General features: G+C 60.6%; 20 protein-coding genes and 1 tRNA gene. 13 read left to right on the plus strand and 8 right to left on the minus strand.

What is annotated here, in order from left to right:
• Positions 1 to 39 precede the first annotated feature (39 nt).
• The 4 genes from msrB to ACOOFN_RS13005 all read right to left on the minus strand — a co-directional run bounded on the left by msrB (position 40) and on the right by ACOOFN_RS13005 (position 4950).
• On the minus strand, positions 40 to 495 hold the full coding sequence (gene msrB / locus ACOOFN_RS12990; protein ID WP_420432159.1) for a peptide-methionine (R)-S-oxide reductase MsrB: 456 nt from the start codon (positions 493 to 495) through the stop codon (positions 40 to 42).
• Positions 496 to 530: 35 nt separating this feature from the next.
• Positions 531 to 3653 (minus strand): efflux RND transporter permease subunit, encoded by a 3123-nt coding sequence (locus tag ACOOFN_RS12995; protein WP_420432161.1) that lies wholly within the window; start codon positions 3651 to 3653, stop codon positions 531 to 533.
• Entirely contained in the window at positions 3650 to 4780 is a 1131-nt protein-coding gene (locus ACOOFN_RS13000; RefSeq protein WP_420432163.1) for an efflux RND transporter periplasmic adaptor subunit, read from the minus strand. The genes ACOOFN_RS12995 and ACOOFN_RS13000 overlap by 4 nt, the downstream gene beginning before the upstream one ends.
• Positions 4781 to 4860: 80 nt before the next feature.
• Positions 4861 to 4950 (minus strand) — tRNA-Ser (locus tag ACOOFN_RS13005).
• Between the two features lie 130 nt (positions 4951 to 5080).
• Here ACOOFN_RS13005 and ACOOFN_RS13010 point away from each other — a divergent pair.
• The 3 genes from ACOOFN_RS13010 (at position 5081) to ACOOFN_RS13020 (ending at position 9598) form a co-directional block, all read left to right on the plus strand.
• The gene (locus ACOOFN_RS13010) at positions 5081 to 6280 is read left to right on the plus strand and encodes a hypothetical protein (protein WP_420432165.1); all 1200 of its coding nucleotides are present in this window, start codon (positions 5081 to 5083) and stop codon (positions 6278 to 6280) included.
• A gap of 77 nt (positions 6281 to 6357) precedes the next feature.
• Complete coding sequence (gene typA, locus ACOOFN_RS13015) at positions 6358 to 8184, plus strand: translational GTPase TypA (RefSeq protein WP_420432167.1); 1827 nt, start codon at positions 6358 to 6360, stop codon at positions 8182 to 8184.
• A 226-nt stretch (positions 8185 to 8410) separates the two neighbouring features.
• Complete coding sequence (locus ACOOFN_RS13020) at positions 8411 to 9598, plus strand: hypothetical protein (protein ID WP_420432169.1); 1188 nt, start codon at positions 8411 to 8413, stop codon at positions 9596 to 9598.
• On the opposite strand, the gene ACOOFN_RS13025 is transcribed toward ACOOFN_RS13020, so the two are convergent.
• From ACOOFN_RS13025 to ACOOFN_RS13035, 3 genes are all read right to left on the minus strand, one after another.
• Positions 9599 to 11341, minus strand: a complete 1743-nt coding sequence (locus ACOOFN_RS13025; protein WP_420432171.1) for a M28 family metallopeptidase — start codon at positions 11339 to 11341, stop codon at positions 9599 to 9601.
• A gap of 74 nt (positions 11342 to 11415) precedes the next feature.
• On the minus strand, positions 11416 to 11967 hold the full coding sequence (locus tag ACOOFN_RS13030; protein ID WP_420432173.1) for a hypothetical protein: 552 nt from the start codon (positions 11965 to 11967) through the stop codon (positions 11416 to 11418).
• Positions 11968 to 12072: 105 nt separating this feature from the next.
• Positions 12073 to 12933, minus strand: coding sequence for an MBL fold metallo-hydrolase (locus ACOOFN_RS13035; RefSeq protein ID WP_420432175.1), 861 nt, complete (start codon positions 12931 to 12933; stop codon positions 12073 to 12075).
• Positions 12934 to 13016: 83 nt separating this feature from the next.
• Here ACOOFN_RS13035 and ACOOFN_RS13040 point away from each other — a divergent pair, with 83 nt between their 5' ends.
• The 10 genes from ACOOFN_RS13040 to hisIE all read left to right on the plus strand — a co-directional run bounded on the left by ACOOFN_RS13040 (position 13017) and on the right by hisIE (position 20781).
• Positions 13017 to 13367, plus strand: coding sequence for a rhodanese-like domain-containing protein (locus ACOOFN_RS13040; protein WP_420432177.1), 351 nt, complete (start codon positions 13017 to 13019; stop codon positions 13365 to 13367).
• A 116-nt stretch (positions 13368 to 13483) separates the two neighbouring features.
• Positions 13484 to 14296: a hypothetical protein gene (locus ACOOFN_RS13045; RefSeq protein WP_420432179.1), complete on the plus strand. Its 813-nt coding sequence runs from the start codon at positions 13484 to 13486 to the stop codon at positions 14294 to 14296.
• Positions 14297 to 14487: 191 nt separating this feature from the next.
• Positions 14488 to 14802 (plus strand): YerC/YecD family TrpR-related protein, encoded by a 315-nt coding sequence (locus ACOOFN_RS13050; protein ID WP_420432181.1) that lies wholly within the window; start codon positions 14488 to 14490, stop codon positions 14800 to 14802.
• Complete coding sequence (gene hisG, locus ACOOFN_RS13055) at positions 14795 to 15682, plus strand: ATP phosphoribosyltransferase (RefSeq protein WP_420432183.1); 888 nt, start codon at positions 14795 to 14797, stop codon at positions 15680 to 15682. The genes ACOOFN_RS13050 and hisG overlap by 8 nt, the downstream gene beginning before the upstream one ends.
• Positions 15683 to 15690: 8 nt before the next feature.
• Complete coding sequence (gene hisD / locus ACOOFN_RS13060) at positions 15691 to 16980, plus strand: histidinol dehydrogenase (protein WP_420432185.1); 1290 nt, start codon at positions 15691 to 15693, stop codon at positions 16978 to 16980.
• Positions 16970 to 18103: an imidazoleglycerol-phosphate dehydratase HisB gene (hisB, locus tag ACOOFN_RS13065; RefSeq protein WP_420432187.1), complete on the plus strand. Its 1134-nt coding sequence runs from the start codon at positions 16970 to 16972 to the stop codon at positions 18101 to 18103. The genes hisD and hisB overlap by 11 nt, the downstream gene beginning before the upstream one ends.
• A complete protein-coding gene (gene hisH, locus ACOOFN_RS13070; RefSeq protein WP_420432189.1) occupies positions 18100 to 18693 on the plus strand; it encodes an imidazole glycerol phosphate synthase subunit HisH in 594 nt (197 codons plus the stop codon). Before hisB ends, hisH begins: the two co-directional genes overlap by 4 nt.
• A 2-nt stretch (positions 18694 to 18695) precedes the next feature.
• Complete coding sequence (locus ACOOFN_RS13075; RefSeq protein WP_420432191.1) at positions 18696 to 19430, plus strand: HisA/HisF-related TIM barrel protein; 735 nt, start codon at positions 18696 to 18698, stop codon at positions 19428 to 19430.
• A complete protein-coding gene (gene hisF, locus ACOOFN_RS13080) occupies positions 19412 to 20179 on the plus strand; it encodes an imidazole glycerol phosphate synthase subunit HisF (RefSeq protein ID WP_420432193.1) in 768 nt (255 codons plus the stop codon). The genes ACOOFN_RS13075 and hisF overlap by 19 nt, the downstream gene beginning before the upstream one ends.
• A complete protein-coding gene (gene hisIE, locus ACOOFN_RS13085; protein ID WP_420432195.1) occupies positions 20176 to 20781 on the plus strand; it encodes a bifunctional phosphoribosyl-AMP cyclohydrolase/phosphoribosyl-ATP diphosphatase HisIE in 606 nt (201 codons plus the stop codon). Before hisF ends, hisIE begins: the two co-directional genes overlap by 4 nt.
• Here the strand turns inward: hisIE and ACOOFN_RS13090 are convergent.
• Positions 20778 to 22133 carry a formimidoylglutamate deiminase gene (locus ACOOFN_RS13090; RefSeq protein WP_420432197.1) on the minus strand — a complete coding sequence of 452 codons (1356 nt, stop codon included), beginning with the start codon at positions 22131 to 22133 and terminating at the stop codon, positions 20778 to 20780. The two genes, hisIE and ACOOFN_RS13090, sit on opposite strands and share 4 nt — an antisense overlap.
• Positions 22134 to 22140: the final 7 nt, after the last annotated feature.

Below are 22140 nucleotides of genomic sequence, written 5' to 3' on the forward strand. Positions count from 1 at the left end.
TGCGCTGCGCTGGCAAGCGGAGTCTCGCAGGTGGCGGCGTCAGTCTTGCGCTTTCTCGAACAACTTGACGTATTCGCCGTAACCTTCGGCTTCTAGATCAGCAATCGGTATGAAACGCAGCGACGCCGAGTTGATACAATACCGCAAGCCGCCTTGATCGGCGGGCCCATCCGGGAAGACGTGGCCGAGATGGCTGTCACCGTGCGAGGACCGCACTTCAGTGCGGATCATGCCGTGCGTGGTGTCGCGCAGCTCACGGACATTCTCGCCGTCGACTGGCCGCGTGAAACTCGGCCAGCCACAACCCGATTCAAATTTGTCGAACGAGGTGAACAGCGGCTCGCCCGATACGATGTCGACATAAAGCCCGGCTTCCTTGTGGTCGTTGTACGCGCCGGTGAAGGGGCGTTCGGTGCCATTTTCCTGTGTCACCCGGTACTGCTCGGGCGAAAGTTTTGCCACCGCGTCAGCGTCTTTCTCGTAGCGCTTTGTCATATTCTACCTGCACTCTTCCCGACCTGGGCCGGAAATCAATTCTGCGCGCCTGTCACCGGCTCGCCACCGGCATTTTCGGCCTGCTTCTCGAGCAGACGGGACATCCAGTTGGGAGTTTTTGTATAGCGGCCGAGCACGCTGTAGGCGACCGGTATTACGAAGAGGGTGAAGAGGGTGGCGACGGTCACGCCTGTCAGGATCACGACACCGATCGTGATGCGGCTCTCCGCACCCGGTCCATCAGCCAGCACAAGCGGCGCAGATCCAATCGCGGTCGACAGACCTGTCATCAGGATCGGACGGAAGCGAATTTCCGAAGCATCCAGCGTGGCGGTCAGGAGGTCATGGCCTTCCTCCCTCAGCTGGTTGGCAAATTCGACGATCAGGATACCGTTCTTCGCAGCCAGCCCGATCAGTATCACCAGGCCGATTTGCGAATAGATGTTGAGGCTGGACCCGATCATTTCGAGGCCAAACAAGCCTCCGGTCACAGCCAGCGGCACGGTCATCATGATGACGAGCGGTTGGATGAAGCTCTCGAACTGCGCTGCCAGAACGAGGAAGACGATCAACAACGCCATTCCAAATGCGAACAGCAATGCGGAATTGGCTTCGAGATATTCCTTCGCGCCGCCGAGATAGGTGGTCGAAAAGTCAGGCGGCAGCTCGCGTCCGGCCCAGGCGTCCAGCCAGGTGACGGCTTCTCCCAGCGTATATCTGTCCGCCAGGGTGGCCGAGACCGTGATCGCGCGCTGGCGGTCGATACGTTCCCGCGACGCCGCTTCACCGACCTGGCTGACGGAGACGAGGTTCGACAACGGGATTAACTGACCGGACCGACCCTCGACGTAGAGCGTTTCGAGGTCCTGCGCGCTGGACCGCTCGTCGCGCCGGTTTTCCATGATGACATTGTAGGCTTCGCCCTGGTCGATGAATTGTCCGACGCGACGGGAGCCGAGATGGGTTTGCAGGGTCTGTCCGATATCGGCCACGGTTACACCGAGCGCAGCAGCCCGTTCCCGATCGATCTCCACGACAAAACGCGGGCTCGTCGGTTCGTAATCCTTTCGGGCCCTCAGCAAGTTCGGGTTGTTGGCGCGAATGTCTGCCAGGAGGCGTTCGGCTTCGGCATCGAGGCTTTCATATTCGGGCCCCTGAAGAACAAACTGGATGTCATCGCCGCCACCACTGCCACGGATCGAGGAGCGCATGGAAGCGAAGGCCCGCACGCCGGTCAGCTGCCCGAACCGGCCGTTGATCTCGCTGACGATCTCGCTTCCGTCGCGGCGGTCGTCCCAGTGCACCATGGTGCCAATGACAACGCCGGAATTATAGCCGGCGCCGCCCCAGCCGGGCGAAACGACGAGCACGCGGCTCAGCTCGCTCGCTTCGACATACTCCATGAGCACGTCTTCGATCTCGTCGGCCTCCGCCGCCATGTAATCGAAACTCGCGCCCTCGGGTCCGCTGAAGAAACCAAAAAACCCGCCGCGATCTTCTGGCGGCGTCAGCTCGCCGGGCAGGCGGTCGAGCAAGAAGGCCGAACCGCCGAGTGCGATCAGGATCACCGGTATGATCATCCATGGTGCGCGTAACGCGATTTCCAGACTTGAACGATAGTTCGCGCGCAACCGCTTGATGACAGTGTTGACCCACCGCGCGGGGCCGCGCGCCTGGCTTGACGGCTTGACCAGTTTGGACGCCATCATCGGCGAAAGGGTCAAGGCCACGAAACTCGAGAGCATGACGGCGACGGCAATGGTCAGCGCGAGTTCGTTGAAAATCCGCCCGATGAAGCCGGGCAGGAAGACCAGCGGCACAAAAACGGATACGAGCACCGCGGTCGTGGCGATGACGGCAAAGAAAACCTGCCGGCCGCCGCGTAGCGAAGCCAGTGCTGCGCCTTCGCCCATATCGACGCGCCGCTGTATGTTTTCGAGCACGACGATGGCGTCGTCGACGACGAGCCCGATCACGAGGACCAGTGCCAGCAAGGTCAGGATGTTGATCGAGAAGCCTGCAGCGGCGAGGGCGGCAAAGACCCCGATAAGGCAGACCGGTACCACGGCAGCAGGAATGATTGCGGCACGGAAGCTGCCGAGAAACAGATAGATCACGAGGACGACGAGGGTCGCTGCGACGAACAGTGTGCGCCAGACCTCGCGGATCGATTCCTCGATAAAGACCGTATCGTCCGACGCGACGATTAACGACATGCCATCCGGCAGGCTTGGGCGGATGCGCTCTGCCGATGCGGCAACATCGTGTGCAACCTGCACAGAATTGGCCTGACTTTGCCGGATGAAGCCAAGTCCGATCATGTTGTTGCCATTGCCGCGGAACAGGGTGCGTGGGTTCTCGGCCTCCAAAGAAACGTCGGCGATTTCACCGAGGCGGATGATATGGCCGGTCTCGCCCTGGGCGATCGGCAATCGCTCGAAACTTTCTGGATCGGCAAACAATCGCTCGACGCGGACCACGATCTGGGTGTCCGGCGTTTCGATCGAGCCGCCAGGAACCTCGACATTCTGCGCGCGCAGGGCGGCCTCGATATCTGCCACCGTGATCGAACGTGCGGCCATGGCCCGCGGATCGAGCCAGATCCGGATCGCATAACGGCGTTCGCCACCGATCCGGATGCTCGCGACGCCATCGATAATGCTGAAACGGTCAACGAGCGCGCGCGCGGCATAATCCGACAATTCTTCCGAGCTCATCCGGTCGGACATCAGCGAATACCACATGAATGGCCGCGCGTCGGAATCCTGCTTGCGGACCTCCAGCTCCTCGACTTCCGGTGGCAGGCGGTCGGTAATGCGCGATACCGCGTCGCGCACATCATTGGCCGCAGCCTCGATGTCCCGGCGCAGATCGAAAGTGACCGAAATGCGGGAATTGCCGTCGCGCGAGGAAGAGGAGATCAGGTCGATTCCGTCTATTCCGGAAAGCTGGTCCTCGATCACTTGGGTGACGCGGTTTTCCACGACTTCGGCGTTGGCGCCAGGATATTCGATCGACACGGACACGACGGGTTGGTCGACATCGGGCAATTCCCGCAACGGCAATTGCTGCAGTCCGAGAATGCCGAAAACAATGATCAGTGCACTGATCACGAAGGCCAATACCGGTCGGCGGACGGCGATGTCGGACAAGGTCATGGCTGGCTCGTCGCGGCCGCAACCGCCTGTGACGTATCGGGACCGCCTGCGACTGTCGCGCCGCGGGTTTCCGTGACCTGCACGGCCATGCCATCGCGCACCCGGTGGACGCCTTCACCGACGATAAGATCGCCGGCCGACAGGCCTTCGGTAACTTCAATAACATCGCCGTTTTGGCGGCCCAGCGTGATGGCCTTCTGTCGTACGAATTCGCTGCCTTCGCGCGTATCGATCGCAAAGACGAAGCTGTCGTCTAGATAGCGTGTGATGGCAGCGCCGGGGATCGCGGGATTTGTCCTTGTGTCGCGCTGTATCTCGACGGTCATGAGCTGACCTGGCCGAAGATGCCCGGCGGCATTGTCGATTTCCGCGCGAACCGTAACGGACCGCGTGACCGGATCGATACGGCTGTCAATCTGTGCAATCTCGCCTTCGAAAACCTCATCGGGATAGGCTGATGTCATGGCAGCGACCGGCATGCCGGCTTCCAGAGCAGACAGGAATCGCTCCGGCACCGAGAAATCCAGCTTGATAATCGAGGTATCGTCCAACGTGATGATCGGATCGCCTGGCCGAACCAGGCTGCCAGTGCTCACCTCGCGCAATCCGACAACGCCGGAGAAAGGCGCGCGGATGATCCGGTCGGCAAGCTGGGCTTCGATGGAATTGACGCGGGCGGCGGCACGTTCGACAGCGGCGTTGGCTTCATCGAGGCGCTGGCGCGGTGCAATTCCACGCTCGATCAGATCGTCGACCCGATTAAGCTCGCGGCGCGCCTCGCGCAGCGTCGCGCGGGCCTCGTTGAGATCTGCGGCTTCTTCCGTGTCGGTCAGCTCGACAAGAATATCGCCAGCTTCGACTCGCTGGCCGGAATCGAATGCGACGCGCGAAATCGTATCCGAAACCCGGGCCGTCACTGTGACGGTTTCGTTGGCGCCGGCGGTCCCGAGCGCTTCGACGATATCCGCGAAATCGCGTTCGCTCACGGCATAGGCCGAAACCGGCACCAGCCGGTTTCCCTGGCCGCCTTGCACTTGGGTTCCGCCGTTCATGGAACGGACCAACACCAGGATCGTCATCGCGATAAAAACGCCGAGCACGGCGATGAGAGTCGCAGCACGTGTCACGAAACAGCCTCCGAGTCGAAAGATGCGCGGTTCGTGCCGAAGATCAAGTTTAAGTGTAATTCCAGCGCACACGGCGGTGGTGGCGGAGACGAAGGGATTCGAACCCTCGATACCGGTTAAGGTATACTCCCTTAGCAGGGGAGCGCCTTCGACCACTCGGCCACGTCTCCGTCGCCGGGTTTAGCCGCTTGCACCGTTCGGGATCAAGCGCGGATCACTGTCCGTGTGATTCGCAAGATATTAACCGTGATCTTTTAGGAGGGATGTTTGGGGTAAACGATAAAAAAACCGGGAAATCTGATGCCGAAAATGAGCTGGAAGTCCGCTGGATTCACCTTTCTGGTAGCGGTCGGGATCGCGTCGAGTGCAGCGATTGCAGGTTATATGACCGCGCAACGTCACTATAGCGAGGAATTGAGGGAATCCAGCGCCATGCATATCGAGGAACGGGTCGCGCGCCAGAACGTGTCGTTCGATGATGTGCGAGCTATCGCGTATGCCGCAGAGCGCAGCTTCATGCGCCGGTATGAAGCGGTTTCCGCCGTCGATGTGGCATCTGAATTCGATCGCCTTTTTCCGCCATTCGGCGACGGCACCCGACGCTCGGATCCGGCGCTGTTTGACGGGCGGTTGCTGGAGAATGGTGACTATGTTTACGGGGTTGGTGCCTTTATCTCCGACGTTGACGTTCCGCTAGAGCGGCAGCGCCGGTTGCTGGCCGCCTTCCACACTGTCCGGCAGCACGGTGAAGCGATCAATCCGCGCTTCGACAATCTGAATTTTGTCACGCGGGATAACGACCTGATCATCTTTGCGCCGCAGCGCGATGATCGTCTCGAGTATTACCGCGCACTCGCGCCCGCGGATTTCGATCTGCAATCCGAGGATCTCGCCCGCATTGTCGACCCGCAGAACAATCCGACCGGCCGCACTGCGTGTACCGCCTTGTCCCGCCTGATGTACGTGACCGAAGGAATAGCGCTGACAACCGGTTGTCATACGCCAGTACGCAACGGAGGCCGGCATCTGGGATCCTTCGGCATCACGATCTCGATGCAGAATTATCTCGCGAATGCGATCGTCGACGCCGAAGAGAATGTCGAGAACATGATCATGACGCGCGACGGCGAGTTGATCGCGCACCAGGAATTGCTGTTCGAGGAGGTTCTGACGCCGGAAGCCGTGAGCCGCGCTGAAGCCTTCGCGCAAACGACGCCGATTTCGCGCGGCATTCAGAGCCAAGGTCGCCCGTCAGGTGTCTTCGAAACCGCAGACGGCCGGATTATTTCCTATGGCCGCATCTCGACGCCTGGCTGGTATTTCATTGCGGCGCGGCCGACATGGGTCGTCCATATGAAGGCTTCGCAGGTTGCTGCGATGATTTTCGTGTTTTCCTTTTTCGGTGTGTACCTGCAATCCATTGTCGTCTATCTGGTACGCCTGCAAAGGCGTTGGCGGCTGCGGCAAGAGCGGAAAAGCGAACAATTCGCGCGCGCTTGAGACAGTTGGGACTAGCCTGAAGGGCAGGACAAGGCTAAGAGGCGCGCGCATTTCCGCTAGCCGCCGAGTACCGCCTCATGTCCGTATCTCCGGAAAAACTCCGCAATATCGCCATCGTCGCTCACGTCGATCACGGCAAAACCACCCTGGTCGACCAGCTGCTGAAGCAATCCGGCACGCTTGGCGACCGCGCCGAGACCGCCGAACGGATGATGGATTCAAACGATCTCGAGAAAGAGCGTGGGATCACCATCCTCGCCAAGAACACTGCCGTGAACTGGAACGAGTGGCGGATCAACATCATTGATACGCCGGGACACGCCGACTTTGGCGGCGAAGTCGAGCGCGTCTTGTCGATGGCGGATTCCGTCCTGTTGCTTGTCGATGCAGTCGACGGGCCGATGCCGCAGACAGCTTTCGTCACGCGCAAGGCTCTAGAGCGCGGCCTTCGGCCGATCGTGGTAGTCAACAAGATCGACCGCCCCGGTGCGCGACCGGACTGGGTCGTCGATCAGACCTTCGATCTGTTCGACCGGCTAGGGGCGAGCGATGAACAACTTGATTTCCCCGTCGTATTTGCTTCCGCGCTGAACGGTTTCGCGGGGCTCGATGCCGAATCTCCCGGCGACGACATGACCGATCTGTTCCAGATGATTGTCGATCATACGCCGCCTCCTCCAGTGGATCTTGACGGACCGCTACAGCTGCAAGTCAGTGCGCTGGATTACTCCAGCTATACCGGCGTCATCGGCATCGGCCGGATCCGGCGCGGCCGTCTGGCACGCAACCAGCAGGTCACGGTGATCGATCCGGAAGGCCGGACACGGCGCGGCAAGATCCAGCAGGTCTTCGGTTTTCAAGGACTCGAGCGGGTCGAGATGAACGAGGCGACCGCTGGCGACATCATCACGTTCACCGGCCTCGATCCGCTCAATATTTCCGACACGGTGTGTGCGACCGACGCCGTTGAGGCGCTGCCGCCACTGACTGTCGATGAGCCAACCATCGCCATGACGTTCCAGGTCAATGACAGCCCGTTCGCGGGCCGCGAAGGCAAATATGTGACGAGCCGCAATATCGGTGAACGCCTGGAACGCGAGCTCATTCACAATGTAGCGCTGCGCGTCGAGCAAACCGATGATGCTGACAAGTTCAAGGTTTCCGGGCGTGGCGAGCTGCACTTGTCCGTCCTGATCGAGAACATGCGCCGCGAAGGCTATGAACTCGCCATTTCTCGCCCGCAGGTACTGACCCGCGAAATCGACGGCGAGATCTGCGAGCCGTGGGAGACGCTGGTCGTCGACCTGCCAGAAGAGAGCCAGGGCGCCGTTATGGAGAAGCTGGGCGAGCGCAAGGGCCAGCTGACGAACATGACGCCCGACGGACAGGGGCGGGTGCGACTGGATTACGATATCCCGACCCGCGGTCTCATCGGGTTCCGGTCGGACTTCATGACCGCGACGTCCGGCGCCGGCCTGATGTTCCACACGTTCGACCATTACGCGCCGCGAGCTGCGGGCGAGATCGGCCAGCGCCACAATGGTTCGCTTGTATCCATGGTGGATGGCAAGGCATTGGCCTTTGCATTGTGGAATTTGCAGGAACGCGGCCGGCTGTTCATCGGCCATGGCACGGACGTCTATGAGGGCATGATTATCGGTATTCACAGCCGCGACAATGATCTCGCCGTCAATCCGACCAAGGGCAAGCAGCTAACGAATATCCGCGCCGCGGGCGCAGACGAAGCCATTGTCCTGACGCCGCCGATCCGGACGACACTCGAATTCGCTCTGGAGTTCATTAATGACGATGAACTGGTGGAAGTGACACCGGTTTCAGTGCGCATCCGGAAGCGCTGGCTGAAAGAACATGAGCGGAAAAAGGCGAGCCGGGCTGCAGCCTAGGGTAAATAAAAGGTTTACGCTGGGTTGCGAATCACCTCAGGCATGAGTTGTGGTGACGGCAGTCGTCACCTTAGCTCACTGGGAGGAGATAGCTATGCTCAAGCTCAAAACTCTGCGGAAGTCCGCACCGAAAGCCAAGCGCGTCCTGTACTGGGACTAAGGTTTTCGACCTGAAGCGCCCCGCAGCCGCAACACGGCTGCGGGGCGTTTTCATTTCGGGAAAGACATGATTGAGCTATTTCGCGAATGCGGCCTGAAGGCCGACGAGATTTACCGGGAGCAAGCCGATAATGCTGCCGAGTTCACTCAAATCGCTTGCGACCTGTTGGACTTTTGGAACCTGCCCGAAAGAGTATCGATCGACGGGCTCTGGGACATTGCTGCAAGTGGTGGTCTGACGGGTATTGGTGACCAATCCAAACCCGGCCTGATACCGCTCTATTCCGGAAACGCCGTCCGGATTGTGGCGCATCTCTGGTCGGATGCTGCCGACCGCTTGCATCAGCACGATTGGACAGGTGCGTTCCAGGTAATCGAGGGGCGCTCATTCAATGCGGTTTTCGGGTTCGAAACGCGCGGTGAGCTCGCGGAATTCGCGTTTGGACCAATTGACCGACGCGGCTTCGACATCTTCGAGCGCGGCCGAGTGCAGCCCGTAACAGAGGGCGAATCGCTCATCCACAGTGTCGTTTATGCGAACAAGCCTGGGCTCGCGATAAGTCTGCGGGTCGCCAGCGAGGGCACGAAAGGTGCCGTCGAGTATCTGCGCCCGGGACTGCGCTGTCCGTCTCACCGACGGCGTGACGCGGATGCTGCCCAGATCGACCTCTTGTCACAAGCCTTGCAACTTGGCGAAAAAATCTATGCTCAGCGCTTCGGCTTGCTAGCGGCACGGCTTGATGATGCCGGCCTGCTCCGGCTTCTGGATGCGGCCTGCTTTGACGGACTGCCGGTTCCCGATGAAATTGCCGGTCTCGCGGCCGAGCGCTTGCCAGCCGGTGGTATCCTGCTGGCGTCACTGGATGATATCGAACGCAGCGACAAAACGCGGGAGCTCCTCGGCGAGCAGGACGATCCTGTTGTGCGGGATTTCATTTGTTCACTATTTCACAGCGACACCCGAGCGGAACTTGCCGAGACAATCCGGCACGCCGGCCACAATGACCCGGTTGTCACTGCCGGTCGCAGCCTTGCTGCGCTCTTGATCGACATCGAGTCGGGGCCGCTACCGCCGCCAGCCGTCAGCCAGGCGCTTGGCGAGATCGCCCTGACCGGAGATTTCCGTCAGGGTATTGAAGCGATGAAAGCATCATCTGCTGGCGACCCGCATCTAGACGACCACGCGGCGTTTCTTGCTCAGGTCTTTGAAGCAATGGAAGAGGCTCCGGTGTTCAGGAGCCTCTTCAAAGCCTGATTATTCGGCCGGCCGTTGGGCATCGCGCAGAGCGCGGAACTCATTGCCTTCATACCAGTTCGGCCATTCGTCGGTATTCGCCAGCCGCTCACCGAGGCGGTAGAGCAGGGTAGCGTCGCGGGCAAGCCCGTCGAAATCCCAATCATAGCTGAACTCGTCTTCGGGACCGTGATAGGCCTGCGCGCGATAGGCTGCGGCAATTTCCTCGACGTGTCCGGCGCCGAGCTCGATGCTGACCGAGCCGGTATCGGCATAGATCATCGGCACGCCGCGCTTGGCGAGCGAAATGTGGTCGGACCGATAAAAGTAACCCGCCTCCGGGTTCGGGTCGGGCGAAAGCGTGCGGTTCTGAGTTTCCGCAACAACCGCCAGATGATCTTCGAGCTCCGACGCGCCATAACCGATCACGACGATGTCACTGGTCGGGCCAGTCGGCAGCATGCCGTCCATGTTGAGCCCGCCGACGGTCTGGCTGAACGGCACCAATGGATCCGTCGCATAGAATTCGGAGCCCAGGAGCCCGGATTCCTCGGCAGTCACGGCCACGATGATGACCGAGCGCTCTGGCGGATTGGCGGCGAATGCTTCGCCGATCTCGAGGATCGAGCTTGTTCCCGTCGCATTGTCGATTGCGCCGTTGTAAATCACATCGGCGTCCGGATCGTCGCTTTCGCGCATGCCGATATGGTCCCAATGCGCCATGTAGAGCACGTATTCGTCGGGCCGTTCCGTGCCACGCACGATGCCAGCGACATTGCGGGAATCGAGGAATTCATGTGACGTAACAAGCGTCGCATTGACTTCGGCGCCGGGAATTTCGACCGGTTCGAAGCCCGGCTGATGGGCGGCCTCGACCAGTGCGTCGAAATCGAGCCCTGTCGCAGAGAAAAGCTCGCGGGCGCGGTCGTTGGTGATCCAGCTTTCAGCACCGACGAACGGCGTGGAACCTTCCGGTCGCTGCAGGTCGAATTGCGGACCGGACCAAGAGCCAGATACGACATTCCAGCCATAGCTCGCAGCTTCCGTTTCGTGAACGATGATGACAGCGGCGGCGCCCTGGCGGGCAGCTTCCTCATACTTGTAGGTCCAGCGACCGTAATAGGTCATCGCATTGCCGTTAAAGAGGTCAGGGTCGCCGGAGGCGAAGCCCGGATCATTGATCAGCATGACGACGGTGCGGCCTTCGACGTCGAGACCGTCATAATCATTCCAGCCATATTCCGGGGCAATGATGCCGTAACCGACGAAAACCATGTCGGAATTTTCAATCTCGACGGTTTCGTCAAGCCGACGCGTGCCATAGACGACATCTGTCAGGTATTCGAGGCCCATGGGTTCACCATTTATGGTGATGTCGAAATCCGAAGCCTCAACGTTCATGGTCGCTTCGACGAGCGGAACACGCTGGAAATAAGTCCCGTCTTCACCGCCGGGTTCGAGCCCGGCATCCGCCATTTCGTCTGCAATCCATTGGCTGGCGGCGATGCCACCAGGTGTGGACGGTGCACGGCCCTCGAATTCATCCGCGGCAAGCGTCTGCATCCGCCAGGCGAGGTCTTCACCTGTGATCTCCTGCGAAGTTTCGCGATCGGCCGGTCGCGCATTCGGATCAATCCGGTCGGCAGTGTCGGCGGAGGCCGATGCGTCATCATCATTCGCCGCATCGGTGTTCACGTCCGCGGCCGGCTCGGCACAGGCTGCGAGCGCGAGGGCGGACGTCAGAAGGATGGATGTCAACCGCATGTGTCTTCCCCTTTTGGCTGTTCGCTGGGGATAGTGGCGGCTTGTACGCAGAAATCAATTCTGCCGAGCGGCGATTACTGTCCGATGCCACCCCGAACCGTCGGCAATCCGCATAAATCGGTCATCCGCCAGCCCTGTGAGGTCTGCGAGAATTCGCAACGGAAATAGTCGAAACCACTGTTTCCGGGGAGCCGAAGGGCCTGGTCAGCGGCGATCGTTGTGCTGGTGCCGCCAACGAGGGCGCGGAAACGGTTCTCCTGATAGACGGCAATCGCGCGTTGCGTGGATATCGCATTACCGTTGGCATCGCGGCGCGGCGGCAGATCGACCACGCAGGGCGGGGGCTGCGTCAGCACGCCGACCACGGTGCCGCCTGTATAACCCTGATTGCCCCAGAAATGGTTGTTTACATAGGGGTCACGGCGCTCGAGGGCAGCGCGGGCGGCACCCGCGGCAGAATACCGAACCAGAGTTTGATGGTCGCGCGATACGACAGCGCGGAAAATGTCAAACTCCTCGCTGGTGGGAGCCCGGCACGCCAATGTGGTTGGTCCTCCCGTCGTCTGGCAGGCACTCAAACCCAGAGTCAGAACGAAGCCGGAGGCGGCCAGCAATTTCTTGAACATGTCTCTCCCCGCATGTCAGACGGTCGGTGCAGCGGACCGCTTGAATTGATGCATCATGCGATGGATTGGGCAGCGCCGTAAACCGGAAACGCGCCAAAGTGGCTGCTAAACGGCGTTCAGCGGCACCTTGATATAGCGCACGCCATTGTCTTCGGGCTCGGGAAGGTGGCCAGCCTGCATGTTCACCTGCACCGAGGGCAGAATCAGTTTCGGCATGGCGAGCCCGGCATCGCGCTCGGTCCGCATCTTGACGAATTCATCCTCGCTCGTGCCGTGGCCGACATGGATATTTTTGGATTTTTCCTCACCGATCGTTGTCTGGAAAACATAATCGGAACGGTTTGCTGGCAGGTAGTCGTGACAAAGGAAGACCCGGGTTTCGTCAGGTAACGCGAACAGTTTCTGGATCGATTGATAAAGGGCGCGGGCATCGCCGCCGGGAAAATCGCAGCGCGCCGTCCCGTAATCGGCAGCGAACAAGGTGTCGCCGACGAACAGGGCATCGCCGATCAAATAGGCCATGCAGGCGGGCGTATGTCCCGGCGTATGAATGGCTTTCGCTTCCAGCTGGCCGATCTTGAAGGTGTCGCCGTCCTCGAACAGGCGGCCGAATTGCGACCCGTCGACGGCAACACCGTTGGCATTGAACAGTTTCGAGAAAATCTTCTGCACGTCCTGAACGTGTGCGCCAATGGCGATCTCGCCGCCCAGCTTTTCCTGCAGGTAAGGCGCGGCGGAAAGATGGTCGGCGTGGACGTGGGTTTCCAGAACCCAGTCAATTGTGAGGCCGCGTTCCCTGGCCACTTCGATGAGCTCATCGGCTGCAGCGGTATGCGTGCGACCTGACGCGGCACAGTAGTCGAGTACCGAGTCGACGATGGCGGCATGCTGCGTTGCCGGATCGATCACGATATGGGTGATCGTGTTGGTATCATCATGGAAGAAGCTGATAACTTCCGGATTCATACGGCACTCTCCGTGGTTGCCAGACCATATGGGGACGGATTACATGCTGCGAAAGTGGACAAAATAGCACAGAGGCAAGGGATATGGGCCAGCTTGAAGACATGACACCGGAAGCCGTCGCAGCGGGGGTCAATTCGGGTGACTTATTGCTGATCGATGTTCGCGAGGCGAATGAGTACGGGCTGGAGCGCATACCGGGTGCCTTGCTCTATCCGCTGTCGACGCTGGATCCGAAAGCCATTCCCGTGGGAGGGCCCAAGCGCGTTGTGTTTCACTGCGCCGCCGGTCGCCGGTCGGCCATGGCGGCAATGCGCTGCCAGGACGAAGGTGTGAATGTCGATGCACATCTTGCCGGCGGACTTGGCGCCTGGAAGGAAGCCGAGCTGCCCTTGATCGAAACCGACCCCCTGACCGGCCAGGTGAAAGGCGGATAGAGGTTCGGCATTCCTCCAAGTGTCGATAGCGCCGGGAGGGCGTCGCCCGAAGCTGCATGTACGGTTCTGCAATTTTGAGTTATGTTTGCGGTCGCAGCTAGCGCCGGGAGGGAATTGTGGCCAAGACGCTCGCAGTGATCACCGTGCATGGCATGGGTGAGACACGGCGAAATTATGCTGATGAGCTGGAACGAAAGCTGAAATCTGAACTTGGTGACGATCACACCAAGGTACATTTCGGCTCGGTCTACTATCAGGATGTGCTTCAGCCGAATGAAGAAGAGTATTTCGCGGCAGCGGAATCCAAGCTCGATTACAAGAAATACCGGCGTTGGGTGCTGTACGGTTTCGGCGATGCCGGTGCGCTTGAGTATTCCCGTTTCCGCGACGATGGCGCCTATGAGCGAGCGCAGCGCGAAATATTCCGCGAAGTCGCGCGCGCCCTTGAACGTGTCGATAGCCCGGAAGCGCCGATCATTATTGTTGCGCAGTCGCTCGGGTGTCAGGTCGTCACCAACTACATCTGGGATGCCCATCGCACCGTTAAGCCAAATTACGGGCTGTGGCGACACGATTTCAGCCAGTATGCAGATGCCGATCTCGATTTCCTGAAGCTTGGCACAGTGCGATTTCTCGCGACGACGGGCTGCAATATACCGATATTTATCGCCGGCCTGCCGAAAGCGCAGCGTATGCCGATCGACAAGCCAAACGCGCTCTTTGAATGGCACAATTTCTTCGATGAGGACGATCTGCTGGGTTGGCCACTCGCGGAATTGAACACCGACTACGCCGCGCTCGTCGAAGATATTGCCGTGAATGCGGGCAACATCTTCAGGGCCTGGAACCCGTTCAGCCACACCGAATACTGGAGCGATCGCGACGTCTACAAGCCGATTGCCGACAAGATCCGGCTGGTACTTGGCTGAGCCCGCTGCAACGAAGGTCGCGGCCGTGCGCACGATCGAACAAGGCCAACCAGGGCAAGCTGCCGTCCAACACCGCGATGGCATAACTCTCCGCCGATACGATCTCGAACAGCCGCCGCATCTCTAGCTGCATCTGTTCACTTGTTTTAGCATGTTAAAACGTTATATCGATGCCCGTGGAGGTGAAAACCATGAAAAAACTGGCTCGAAATAACGGAGCGGAAGAACGCGGATCGCTGATCGAAGCGCTGTTGTCAGTTAAGACGTCAGACGAAATGGATCGGTTTCTGACCGATTTGTGCACGCCGGGCGAAATCAACGCACTGGCGGAACGATGGCGCGTTGCGCGGCTGCTAGATGACGGGAAATTCACCTATCGCGAGATCGCAGAGAAAACCGGCGCGTCGACCGCAACGGTGACACGCGTGGCCCGATTTCTCTCCCAGGAACCCGCGCAGGGCTATCGCCTCGTGCTCGACCGGATGAAGAAGCCCTCCAATGCCTGATCAGAGACTGAAACTTGCCGTGCAGTCGAAAGGCCGCTTGTCGGAAGGGGGGATGGAACTTCTCTCGAAGGCCGGCGTGCGGTTTGCCTATGGCCGCGATCAGCTGCACCGGCGCGCGGAAAATTTGCCGCTCGACCTATTGCTGGTGCGCGATGACGACATTCCGAGCTTCGTCGCTGGCGGTGCCTGCGATTACGGTATCGTGGGCGAGAACGTGCTGTACGAGATGCAGGCCCGTTCACCGCGCTACGCCGATCTCGAAGTCGCGCTGCCCCTGGGTTTTTCGAGGTGCAACTTGAAGCTGGCGTCGCCGAGAGACGGCACAATCAACTCGGTCGAGGACCTGGCGGGAAAGAGCATTGCCACATCCTATCCAGGGCTGACGCGGCGTTACCTCGAAGCGCGCGGGATCGACGCAGAAATCGTCGAGATGCGTGGCTCGGTCGAGGTCGCGCCGCGCATGCGCATCGCCGATGCGATCTGCGACCTTGTTTCATCGGGGGCGACGCTGGAAGCGAACGGGTTGGCGGCGTTCCAGACCGTTCTGGAAAGCGAAGCGGTGATGGTGCGGCGCAAGTCAGCCCGGCAACCCGTTGTCGAGACGGTTGCTGACAAATTGATAGAGCGCATGGAAGGCGTCATTGCCTCGGCACAGACCAAATACATTCTGTTGAATGCGCCGCGGGACCGACTGAACGAGATCAAGGCCCTGATCCCGGGCTCGGATGCGCCCACTGTGGCGCAGATCGCCGACCGCGCCGACGTCGTTGCCGTACATGCCGTTTGCCGGGAACGCGTGTTCTGGGAGACGCTGGAGAGACTGCGTGCGGCAGGCGCCCGCGCCATTCTGGTCCTTCCAATCGAAAAGATGATGGCGTGATGAAGGTCATGACCTGGTCCGAGCTTGACGCTCTGCAGCGCGAAGCGCTGTTCACGTCACCGTCGGCGAACGATCCGATCCGTGATGCTGCGGTCGAGATCGTCGAAACCGTGCGTCGCGAAGGCGACAAGGCCGTGTTCGAGTATGCGCGCCGTTTTGACGAATTTGACGGATCCGATTTCCGGGTATCCGAGTCCGACATCGAGACGGCCTGTCTGAACGCACCTCGCGAAGACATCGCTGCGATGCAGTTGGCGATTGGCGCGGTCAGGAAATTTCACGAACCTCAGGGGCTGTCGGACAGCTCGGTCGAAACATGGCCGGGCGTGACATGTCGGCGAAGGGTCGATCCGATCAGGTCTGTTGGCCTCTATGTGCCGGCCGGAACGGCGCCTTTGGTGTCAACGCTGATCATGCTGGCCGTTCCAGCGCAGATCGCCCGCGTACCCGAAATCGCTGTTGCCATTCCAGCCGGCCCATCGGGCCAAGTGAATGGCGCCGTGCTGGCAGCGGCTAGCCTGCTGGGACTGCAGAACATCTTTGCCGTCGGCGGGGCACAGGCGATTGGCGCGCTGGCTTTCGGCGCAGCCGACTTGCCGAGGGTCGACAAGATATTCGGGCCGGGGAATGCCTGGGTCGCCGCAGCCAAATCCCATGTCTCCATGCTGCCGGGTGGCCCGGCCATCGATCTGCCTGCGGGCCCGAGCGAGGTCCTGGTCATAGCCGACGGCGGCGCAAGGCCCGATTTCGTCGCCGCCGATCTTCTGGCGCAGGCCGAACATGACCCGCTAGCGCAGACGGTACTGGTATCAATCGACGCCGATATCGCAGCGATCGAGACCGAGCTTGCGCGACAATTGGCCGGTCTGCCGCGTCAGGACATCGCAGCCGCGGCGCTCGAACACGGCAAGATCATTTTGGCGAGCGATCGCAAGGAAGCCATCGAAATCGCCAACGCGGCATGCCCCGAACACTTGATCATTCAGACCGAGGCGCCTCAGGAAATTGCCTCATCGGTCCAGACAGCTGGAGCGATTTTCATCGGCGCCTGGACACCGGAATCGATGGGCGACTATGCCGCCGGTCCCAATCACACCTTGCCCACGGGCCGGGCAGGACGCGCCTGGTCGGGTGTAACAGTGGAATCCTTCCAGCGCACCACGACGCTGATCGAGGCCAGTGCAGGTGGCGCAGCGGCGATTGCGCCGACAGTCGAAACGCTGGCGCGTCTTGAAGGTCTCGATGCGCACCACATTGCGATGACGCTTCGGGCGCAGGGAGGCCGGAATGACGGCTGATCTCCTGAAGCTACAGCGCACGGGCTTCGCGAAGCGGGCCGCGCTCGATGAATTGCGGACCCGGTTTGCCGCGAGCGCCGCAATTGCCGCAGATCGCGTTGTGCTTTTGCCCAGCCCGGAAAGCGTTGGTCTGCTCGATTTGCCTGCAGGACAGTGTACCCTAATCGGTCCGGATGTGGCGCCGATCGCGGCTTTCGTGACTGACGTTTCGGTCGATCCCGATCGCTATGAGCGGTTGCTTTGCGACGTGCTGATTGATGCAGGGCTGGAAGCTTTGCGACCCGCAGCGCAGTCAGAACGGGCTGATGCTGAATTTAGAAAAAAACGTTATTTAAAAGAGATAGCAGTCCAATTAAGTGCTTGGAGTGAAGTTGGTAGTGCTGCGCCGAGCGATAACGGCCTCATGGTCACAGCAACCGATGGCGCTGGCCTCTCGGCAAGACTGCGTGTGCTGGGGGTCGAGGCGGAGTTTGCCAATGATCGTTGGTCGCTTTCGCGTTTAACGCTCACGGATGTGCAGGCCCTGGCGGACCGGCTCGATGCCGGGCACGACCGGCGGACTCAGGTCCGGCGTACGACCATGGAAACCGATATTCACCTTGCGCTGGCGCTTGATGAGCAGGGGCCGGTCCGGATCGAGACCGGGATCGAGTATTTCGACCACATGCTGGAGCAGATTGCGCGCCATGGAGGGGTGTCTCTGGAGGTGGTTTGCGAGGGCGACACCGGCGTTGATGCCCACCACACGATCGAGGATGTTTGCCTTGCTTTTGGCGAGGCGCTTGGAAAAGCGCTCGGCGATCGCCGGGGGATCGGCCGCTTCGGGTTCGAACTGCCCATGGACGAGACCCGTGCCGGTGTCTGGATTGATCTGTCGGGGCGTCCCTACTGTCGTTTTGAAGGCGAGATTCCGGGCGAACGAGTCGGCGCCTTCCCCGTGGAGATGGCGCCGCATGCCTTTCGCTCCATTGCCGACAGTCTCAAGGCAGCAATTCATGTCGAAGTGTTCGGTGACAATGCGCACCACATGATCGAGGCCTGTTTCAAGGCATTCGGGCGTGCGCTGCGCCAGGCGGTGAAGATCGAGAGCAATGCAATCCCTTCGACGAAGGGCGTGCTGTGAACATTGCCATCATCGATACAGGATGCGCCAACATTTTCTCGGTTGAAGCAGCGTTGTCCCGCCTTGGAGTCAGGTTTGTGCTGGCGCAGAAACCCGATGAGGCTGACGGCTCGGCGCGGCTGATCCTGCCTGGCGTGGGGGCGGCCGGACCGGCCATGGCCCGGCTCGAAGCGTCGGGATGGGCGGACGCATTACGGCAAGAGACCCGGCCCGTCCTCGGCATATGCCTCGGTATGCAATTGCTGTTCGAGCGCTCGGCGGAAGGCGACGTATCGGCCCTTGGCGTGATTCCCGGCGAGGTGACGGAGATGCGTGCGCCTGCCAATGGCGTATTGCCTCACATGGGATGGAACACCCTGTCTCTGTCGTCTGGTGATGAAGCGCTGACCGCCGGTATTGCGGACGGAAGCCACGTTTATTTCGTACACGGATATGCTGCACCGGTCAGTGAAGCTACGCGCGCGCTAACCGAATATGGTGCGCCATTCAGCGCTGTCGTGCGCCGTGGCAATTTCATGGGTTGCCAGTTCCACCCGGAGCGATCCGGCGCGACCGGTCGGCAAATTCTCCGCAATTTCTCGGAACTGTAGCGATGAAACTTTATCCTGCCATTGATGTGCTGGACGGACGGGTTGTGCGCCTCGAACGTGGCGATTTCGATGTCGTCACCGACTATGAGGCCGATCCCGCGCGCATCGCTGCGGGTTTTGCGGCGGCCGGCGCGGACTGGCTGCACCTTGTCGACCTTTCAGGTGCGCGGGACGGGGCGCGGCGCCAAACTGGTTTGCTGGGAAGCCTCGCGGCCACCGACCTCAGGATTCAGACGGGGGGCGGGGTCCGGCACGAGAACGATGTGGCGGAATTACTGGCAGCTGGCGCTGACCGGGTGATTGTTGGCAGCCTCGCGGTGAAGGCGCCGGAAACCGTGAGCAGCTGGATCAAGGCCTTTGGTGCCGAGAAAATCGTTACGGCCTTCGATGTGCGCGTGACGGGTGGCATTGCCAGGCCAACCGCATCCGGCTGGACCGTGACGGCTGAGGAAGCGCTTGACGATTTGCTTGCGCGTTATGCGGGAAGCGGCCTCGCGCACGCCCTGGTCACCGATATTTCCAAGGACGGCATGCTGTCTGGCCCCAATACGACGCTCTATGCCGGACTGGCAGATGGGTGGCCGGATATCCGCTGGCAGGCTTCCGGCGGCGTGTCATCGCTTGACGATTTGAGCGCGCTGGCGACGGCCGGTGCGGATGGCGCCATCGTCGGCAAGGCGCTCTATGAGGGCCGTTTCGCACTCGAAGAGGGATTGTCATGCTTGCAAGACGGATAATTCCCTGCCTCGACGTGAAAAACGGTCAAGTCGTCAAGGGTGTGCGTTTCCGAAATCACGAGATCGTCGGTGATATAGTCGAGCTGGCCGCGCGCTATGCCCGGGAAGGGGCTGACGAACTGGTCTTCTACGACATTTCGGCTAGCCCGGACGGTCGTTCGGTTGAACCTGAATGGGTCCGGCGGGTCGCCGAGGTCATCGATATCCCGTTTTGCGTGGCGGGCGGTATCCGCAGCGTGGACGATGCCCGGTCGCGCCTGTTTGCGGGCGCCGACAAGGTGTCGGTCAATTCCCCGGCACTGGCCGATCCGTCGCTGGTCGACCGGCTGGCCGCCGAGTTCGGCCGCCAATGCATCGTGGTCGGGGTGGATAGCCGCATGACAGGCGGTGCGTGGCGCGTGCACTCAAACACCGGCGATCCCGACAAGGCGAGAACCGAGAACCGGCTGACCATGGCATGGATTGACGAGGTGACCGATCGCGGGGCCGGTGAGATCGTACTCAATTGCATGGATGAGGACGGCGTGCGGCAGGGATATGACACGGGACAGCTGGCGGCAGCCCGCGAGATTTGCCCGGTACCGCTGATCGCATCCGGGGGCGCCGGGGAGATGGCGCATTTCCGCGAAGTATTCGCGACAGCGCGGGTTGATGGCGCGCTCGCGGCCAGCGTGTTCCACAAACAAGTCATCGGGATTGGCGCGCTGAAAGCCTATCTCTCAGCCGAGGGAATCGAGGTGCGGCCATGATCGATATTACTCAGATCGATTTCGAGAAAGGCGGCGGTCTGGTGCCTGCCATCGTGCAACACGCGCGATCCGGCCGGGTGCTGATGCTGGGGTATATGACTGCGGAAGCGGTTGAGAAAACGAGTCGCGAAAAACACGTAACCTTCTACAGTCGAACGAAAAATAGACTCTGGACCAAGGGCGAGACCAGCGGCAACACGCTAGCGCTCGTATCCATGTCCATGGATTGCGACCGTGACACGCTTCTGGTCAAGGCGCTCCCGGCAGGGCCGGTTTGCCATACCGGTAGAGCGACCTGTTTTGCTGACGACAATGCACCGCACTTGGCTTTTCTGGGTGATCTCGAGGAGATCATCGACCAGCGCCGTGCCGCCGATCCGTCGGAGAGTTATGTCGCAAGACTCAATGCGGACGGTATCACGAAGATCGCCCAGAAAGTTGGCGAGGAGGGCGTGGAGACAGCCTTGGCTGCGGTCGCCGAAGATGATGAAGCGCTGGTAGACGAAGCCGCCGACCTGGTTTTCCACCTGATGGTTGCCCTGAACAACCGCGGCCTTTCATTGCGCGAGATTGCCAGCCGGCTCGAAAGTCGGCACCGCTAGGCGAGGAGTTTACCAATGGTTCGGCGGTAGCGGGCTGCGACTTCCTCTCGCCGCATGTGGCGGCCCGCAGTGACCATCCGCCGGCCGGCCGACCAGACGTCCCTGATGCAATTGCGGCCAGAAGAGAATATCCAGCTATCGAGCGCCGCGTCGCCGGCCTTGCCGGTAAGGGCCGGATGGTCTGTATCGAGTGAGACAAGATCGGCCCATTGGCCTGCAGCGATGGCCCCGGTCTGACGCCCCAAGGCCTGAGCACCGCCCGCGAGTGCGGTGTCGTAAAGCGCTCGCCCATTCGATTGACCGTCTTCAGCCAGAAGCGTCCTTTTGCGGTGTGCGAGCCGTTGGCTCCATTCCAGCAGGCGTAGCTCCTCCGCGACATCAGTGCGGACATGGGAATCCGTTCCGATGCCCCAGCGGCCCTTATGGGTTTGCCAGTCGATGCCCGGGAAGATGCCGTCGCCCAGATCCGCCTCGGTGGTGGGACACAGACCGGCGACCGCGCCGGTGGCTGCCAGACGTCGGGTTTCCTCCAGTGTCATGTGAGTGGCGTGAATAAGGCACCAATTTTCATTGACGTTAACCTGGTCGAGCAACCATTCAACCGGCCGCTGCCCAGACCAGGCTTGGCAGTCCTCGACCTCTCGCATTTGTTCGGCGATGTGAATGTGAACCGGGCCGATATCAATGCCATCCAAAAGGGTGGCGAAGTCTTCTCCGGTAACAGCCCGCAGCGAATGGGGTGCGATACCGAGCGTATCATCAGCGCGCACGAGATGGCGAATTGCTGCCTCGCGAATTTGCAAAAGTTCTTCCGGCTCGTTGGCGAAGCGCTTCTGGCCGTCCGTCACCGGTTTTCCGCCGAAACCACCTCGTGCATAGGCCACCGGCAAAAAGGTCAGTCCGATACCGGCCTGTGACGCGGCAGAGGCGATACGTCCGGCGGTCTCGGCAATATCTTCATAGGGCGAACCGTCCGGTTGATGATGGAGATAGTGGAATTCCGCCACGGCAGCGAAGCCGCTCTCAGCGAGCTCGACATAGAGCATCGCTGCGATGGCCTCGATCTCGTCCGGGCCAAGCCGCGGCAGAAAGGCATACATCGTTTCCCGCCAGCTCCAGAAATCATCGCCGCCCGTGCCGCGGGCTTCCGTCAGGCCTGCAAGCGCGCGCTGGAAGGCATGACTGTGAAGGTTTGACGGAGCCGGCAGAAGCATGTCTATGCGCTCTGCGTCGTCATCAGCCGATGCTCCCGACAATACGGACGCAATGCGCCCGGACGCGTCGATCGCCAGGCTGACATTGCTTGTCCAGCCCTCAGGCAGCAGGGCCGACTTCGTGTGAAGCTTGCGCATGCGGTGC

The organism is Hyphobacterium sp. (assembly GCF_965217055.1).
GTDB lineage: Bacteria > Pseudomonadota > Alphaproteobacteria > Caulobacterales > Maricaulaceae > Hyphobacterium.

Excerpts from the sequence above, each read along its gene's own strand:
- ACOOFN_RS13030 (WP_420432173.1), bottom strand. The coding sequence starts at position 11,967 with ATGTTCAAGAAATTGCTGGCCGCCTCCGGCTTCGTTCTGACTCTGGGT.
- hisD (WP_420432185.1), top strand. The coding sequence starts at position 15,691 with ATGACCTGGTCCGAGCTTGACGCTCTGCAGCGCGAAGCGCTGTTCACG.
- ACOOFN_RS13020 (WP_420432169.1), top strand. The coding sequence starts at position 8,411 with ATGATTGAGCTATTTCGCGAATGCGGCCTGAAGGCCGACGAGATTTAC.
- msrB (WP_420432159.1), bottom strand. The coding sequence starts at position 495 with ATGACAAAGCGCTACGAGAAAGACGCTGACGCGGTGGCAAAACTTTCG.
- ACOOFN_RS13025 (WP_420432171.1), bottom strand. The coding sequence starts at position 11,341 with ATGCGGTTGACATCCATCCTTCTGACGTCCGCCCTCGCGCTCGCAGCC.
- hisB (WP_420432187.1), top strand. The coding sequence starts at position 16,970 with ATGACGGCTGATCTCCTGAAGCTACAGCGCACGGGCTTCGCGAAGCGG.
- hisIE (WP_420432195.1), top strand. The coding sequence starts at position 20,176 with ATGATCGATATTACTCAGATCGATTTCGAGAAAGGCGGCGGTCTGGTG.
- ACOOFN_RS13040 (WP_420432177.1), top strand. The coding sequence starts at position 13,017 with ATGGGCCAGCTTGAAGACATGACACCGGAAGCCGTCGCAGCGGGGGTC.
- typA (WP_420432167.1), top strand. The coding sequence starts at position 6,358 with ATGTCCGTATCTCCGGAAAAACTCCGCAATATCGCCATCGTCGCTCAC.
- ACOOFN_RS13050 (WP_420432181.1), top strand. The coding sequence starts at position 14,488 with ATGAAAAAACTGGCTCGAAATAACGGAGCGGAAGAACGCGGATCGCTG.
- hisG (WP_420432183.1), top strand. The coding sequence starts at position 14,795 with ATGCCTGATCAGAGACTGAAACTTGCCGTGCAGTCGAAAGGCCGCTTG.
- hisF (WP_420432193.1), top strand. The coding sequence starts at position 19,412 with ATGCTTGCAAGACGGATAATTCCCTGCCTCGACGTGAAAAACGGTCAA.
- ACOOFN_RS13090 (WP_420432197.1), bottom strand. The coding sequence starts at position 22,133 with ATGCGCAAGCTTCACACGAAGTCGGCCCTGCTGCCTGAGGGCTGGACA.
- ACOOFN_RS13035 (WP_420432175.1), bottom strand. The coding sequence starts at position 12,933 with ATGAATCCGGAAGTTATCAGCTTCTTCCATGATGATACCAACACGATC.
- ACOOFN_RS13075 (WP_420432191.1), top strand. The coding sequence starts at position 18,696 with ATGAAACTTTATCCTGCCATTGATGTGCTGGACGGACGGGTTGTGCGC.
- ACOOFN_RS12995 (WP_420432161.1), bottom strand. The coding sequence starts at position 3,653 with ATGACCTTGTCCGACATCGCCGTCCGCCGACCGGTATTGGCCTTCGTG.
- ACOOFN_RS13010 (WP_420432165.1), top strand. The coding sequence starts at position 5,081 with ATGCCGAAAATGAGCTGGAAGTCCGCTGGATTCACCTTTCTGGTAGCG.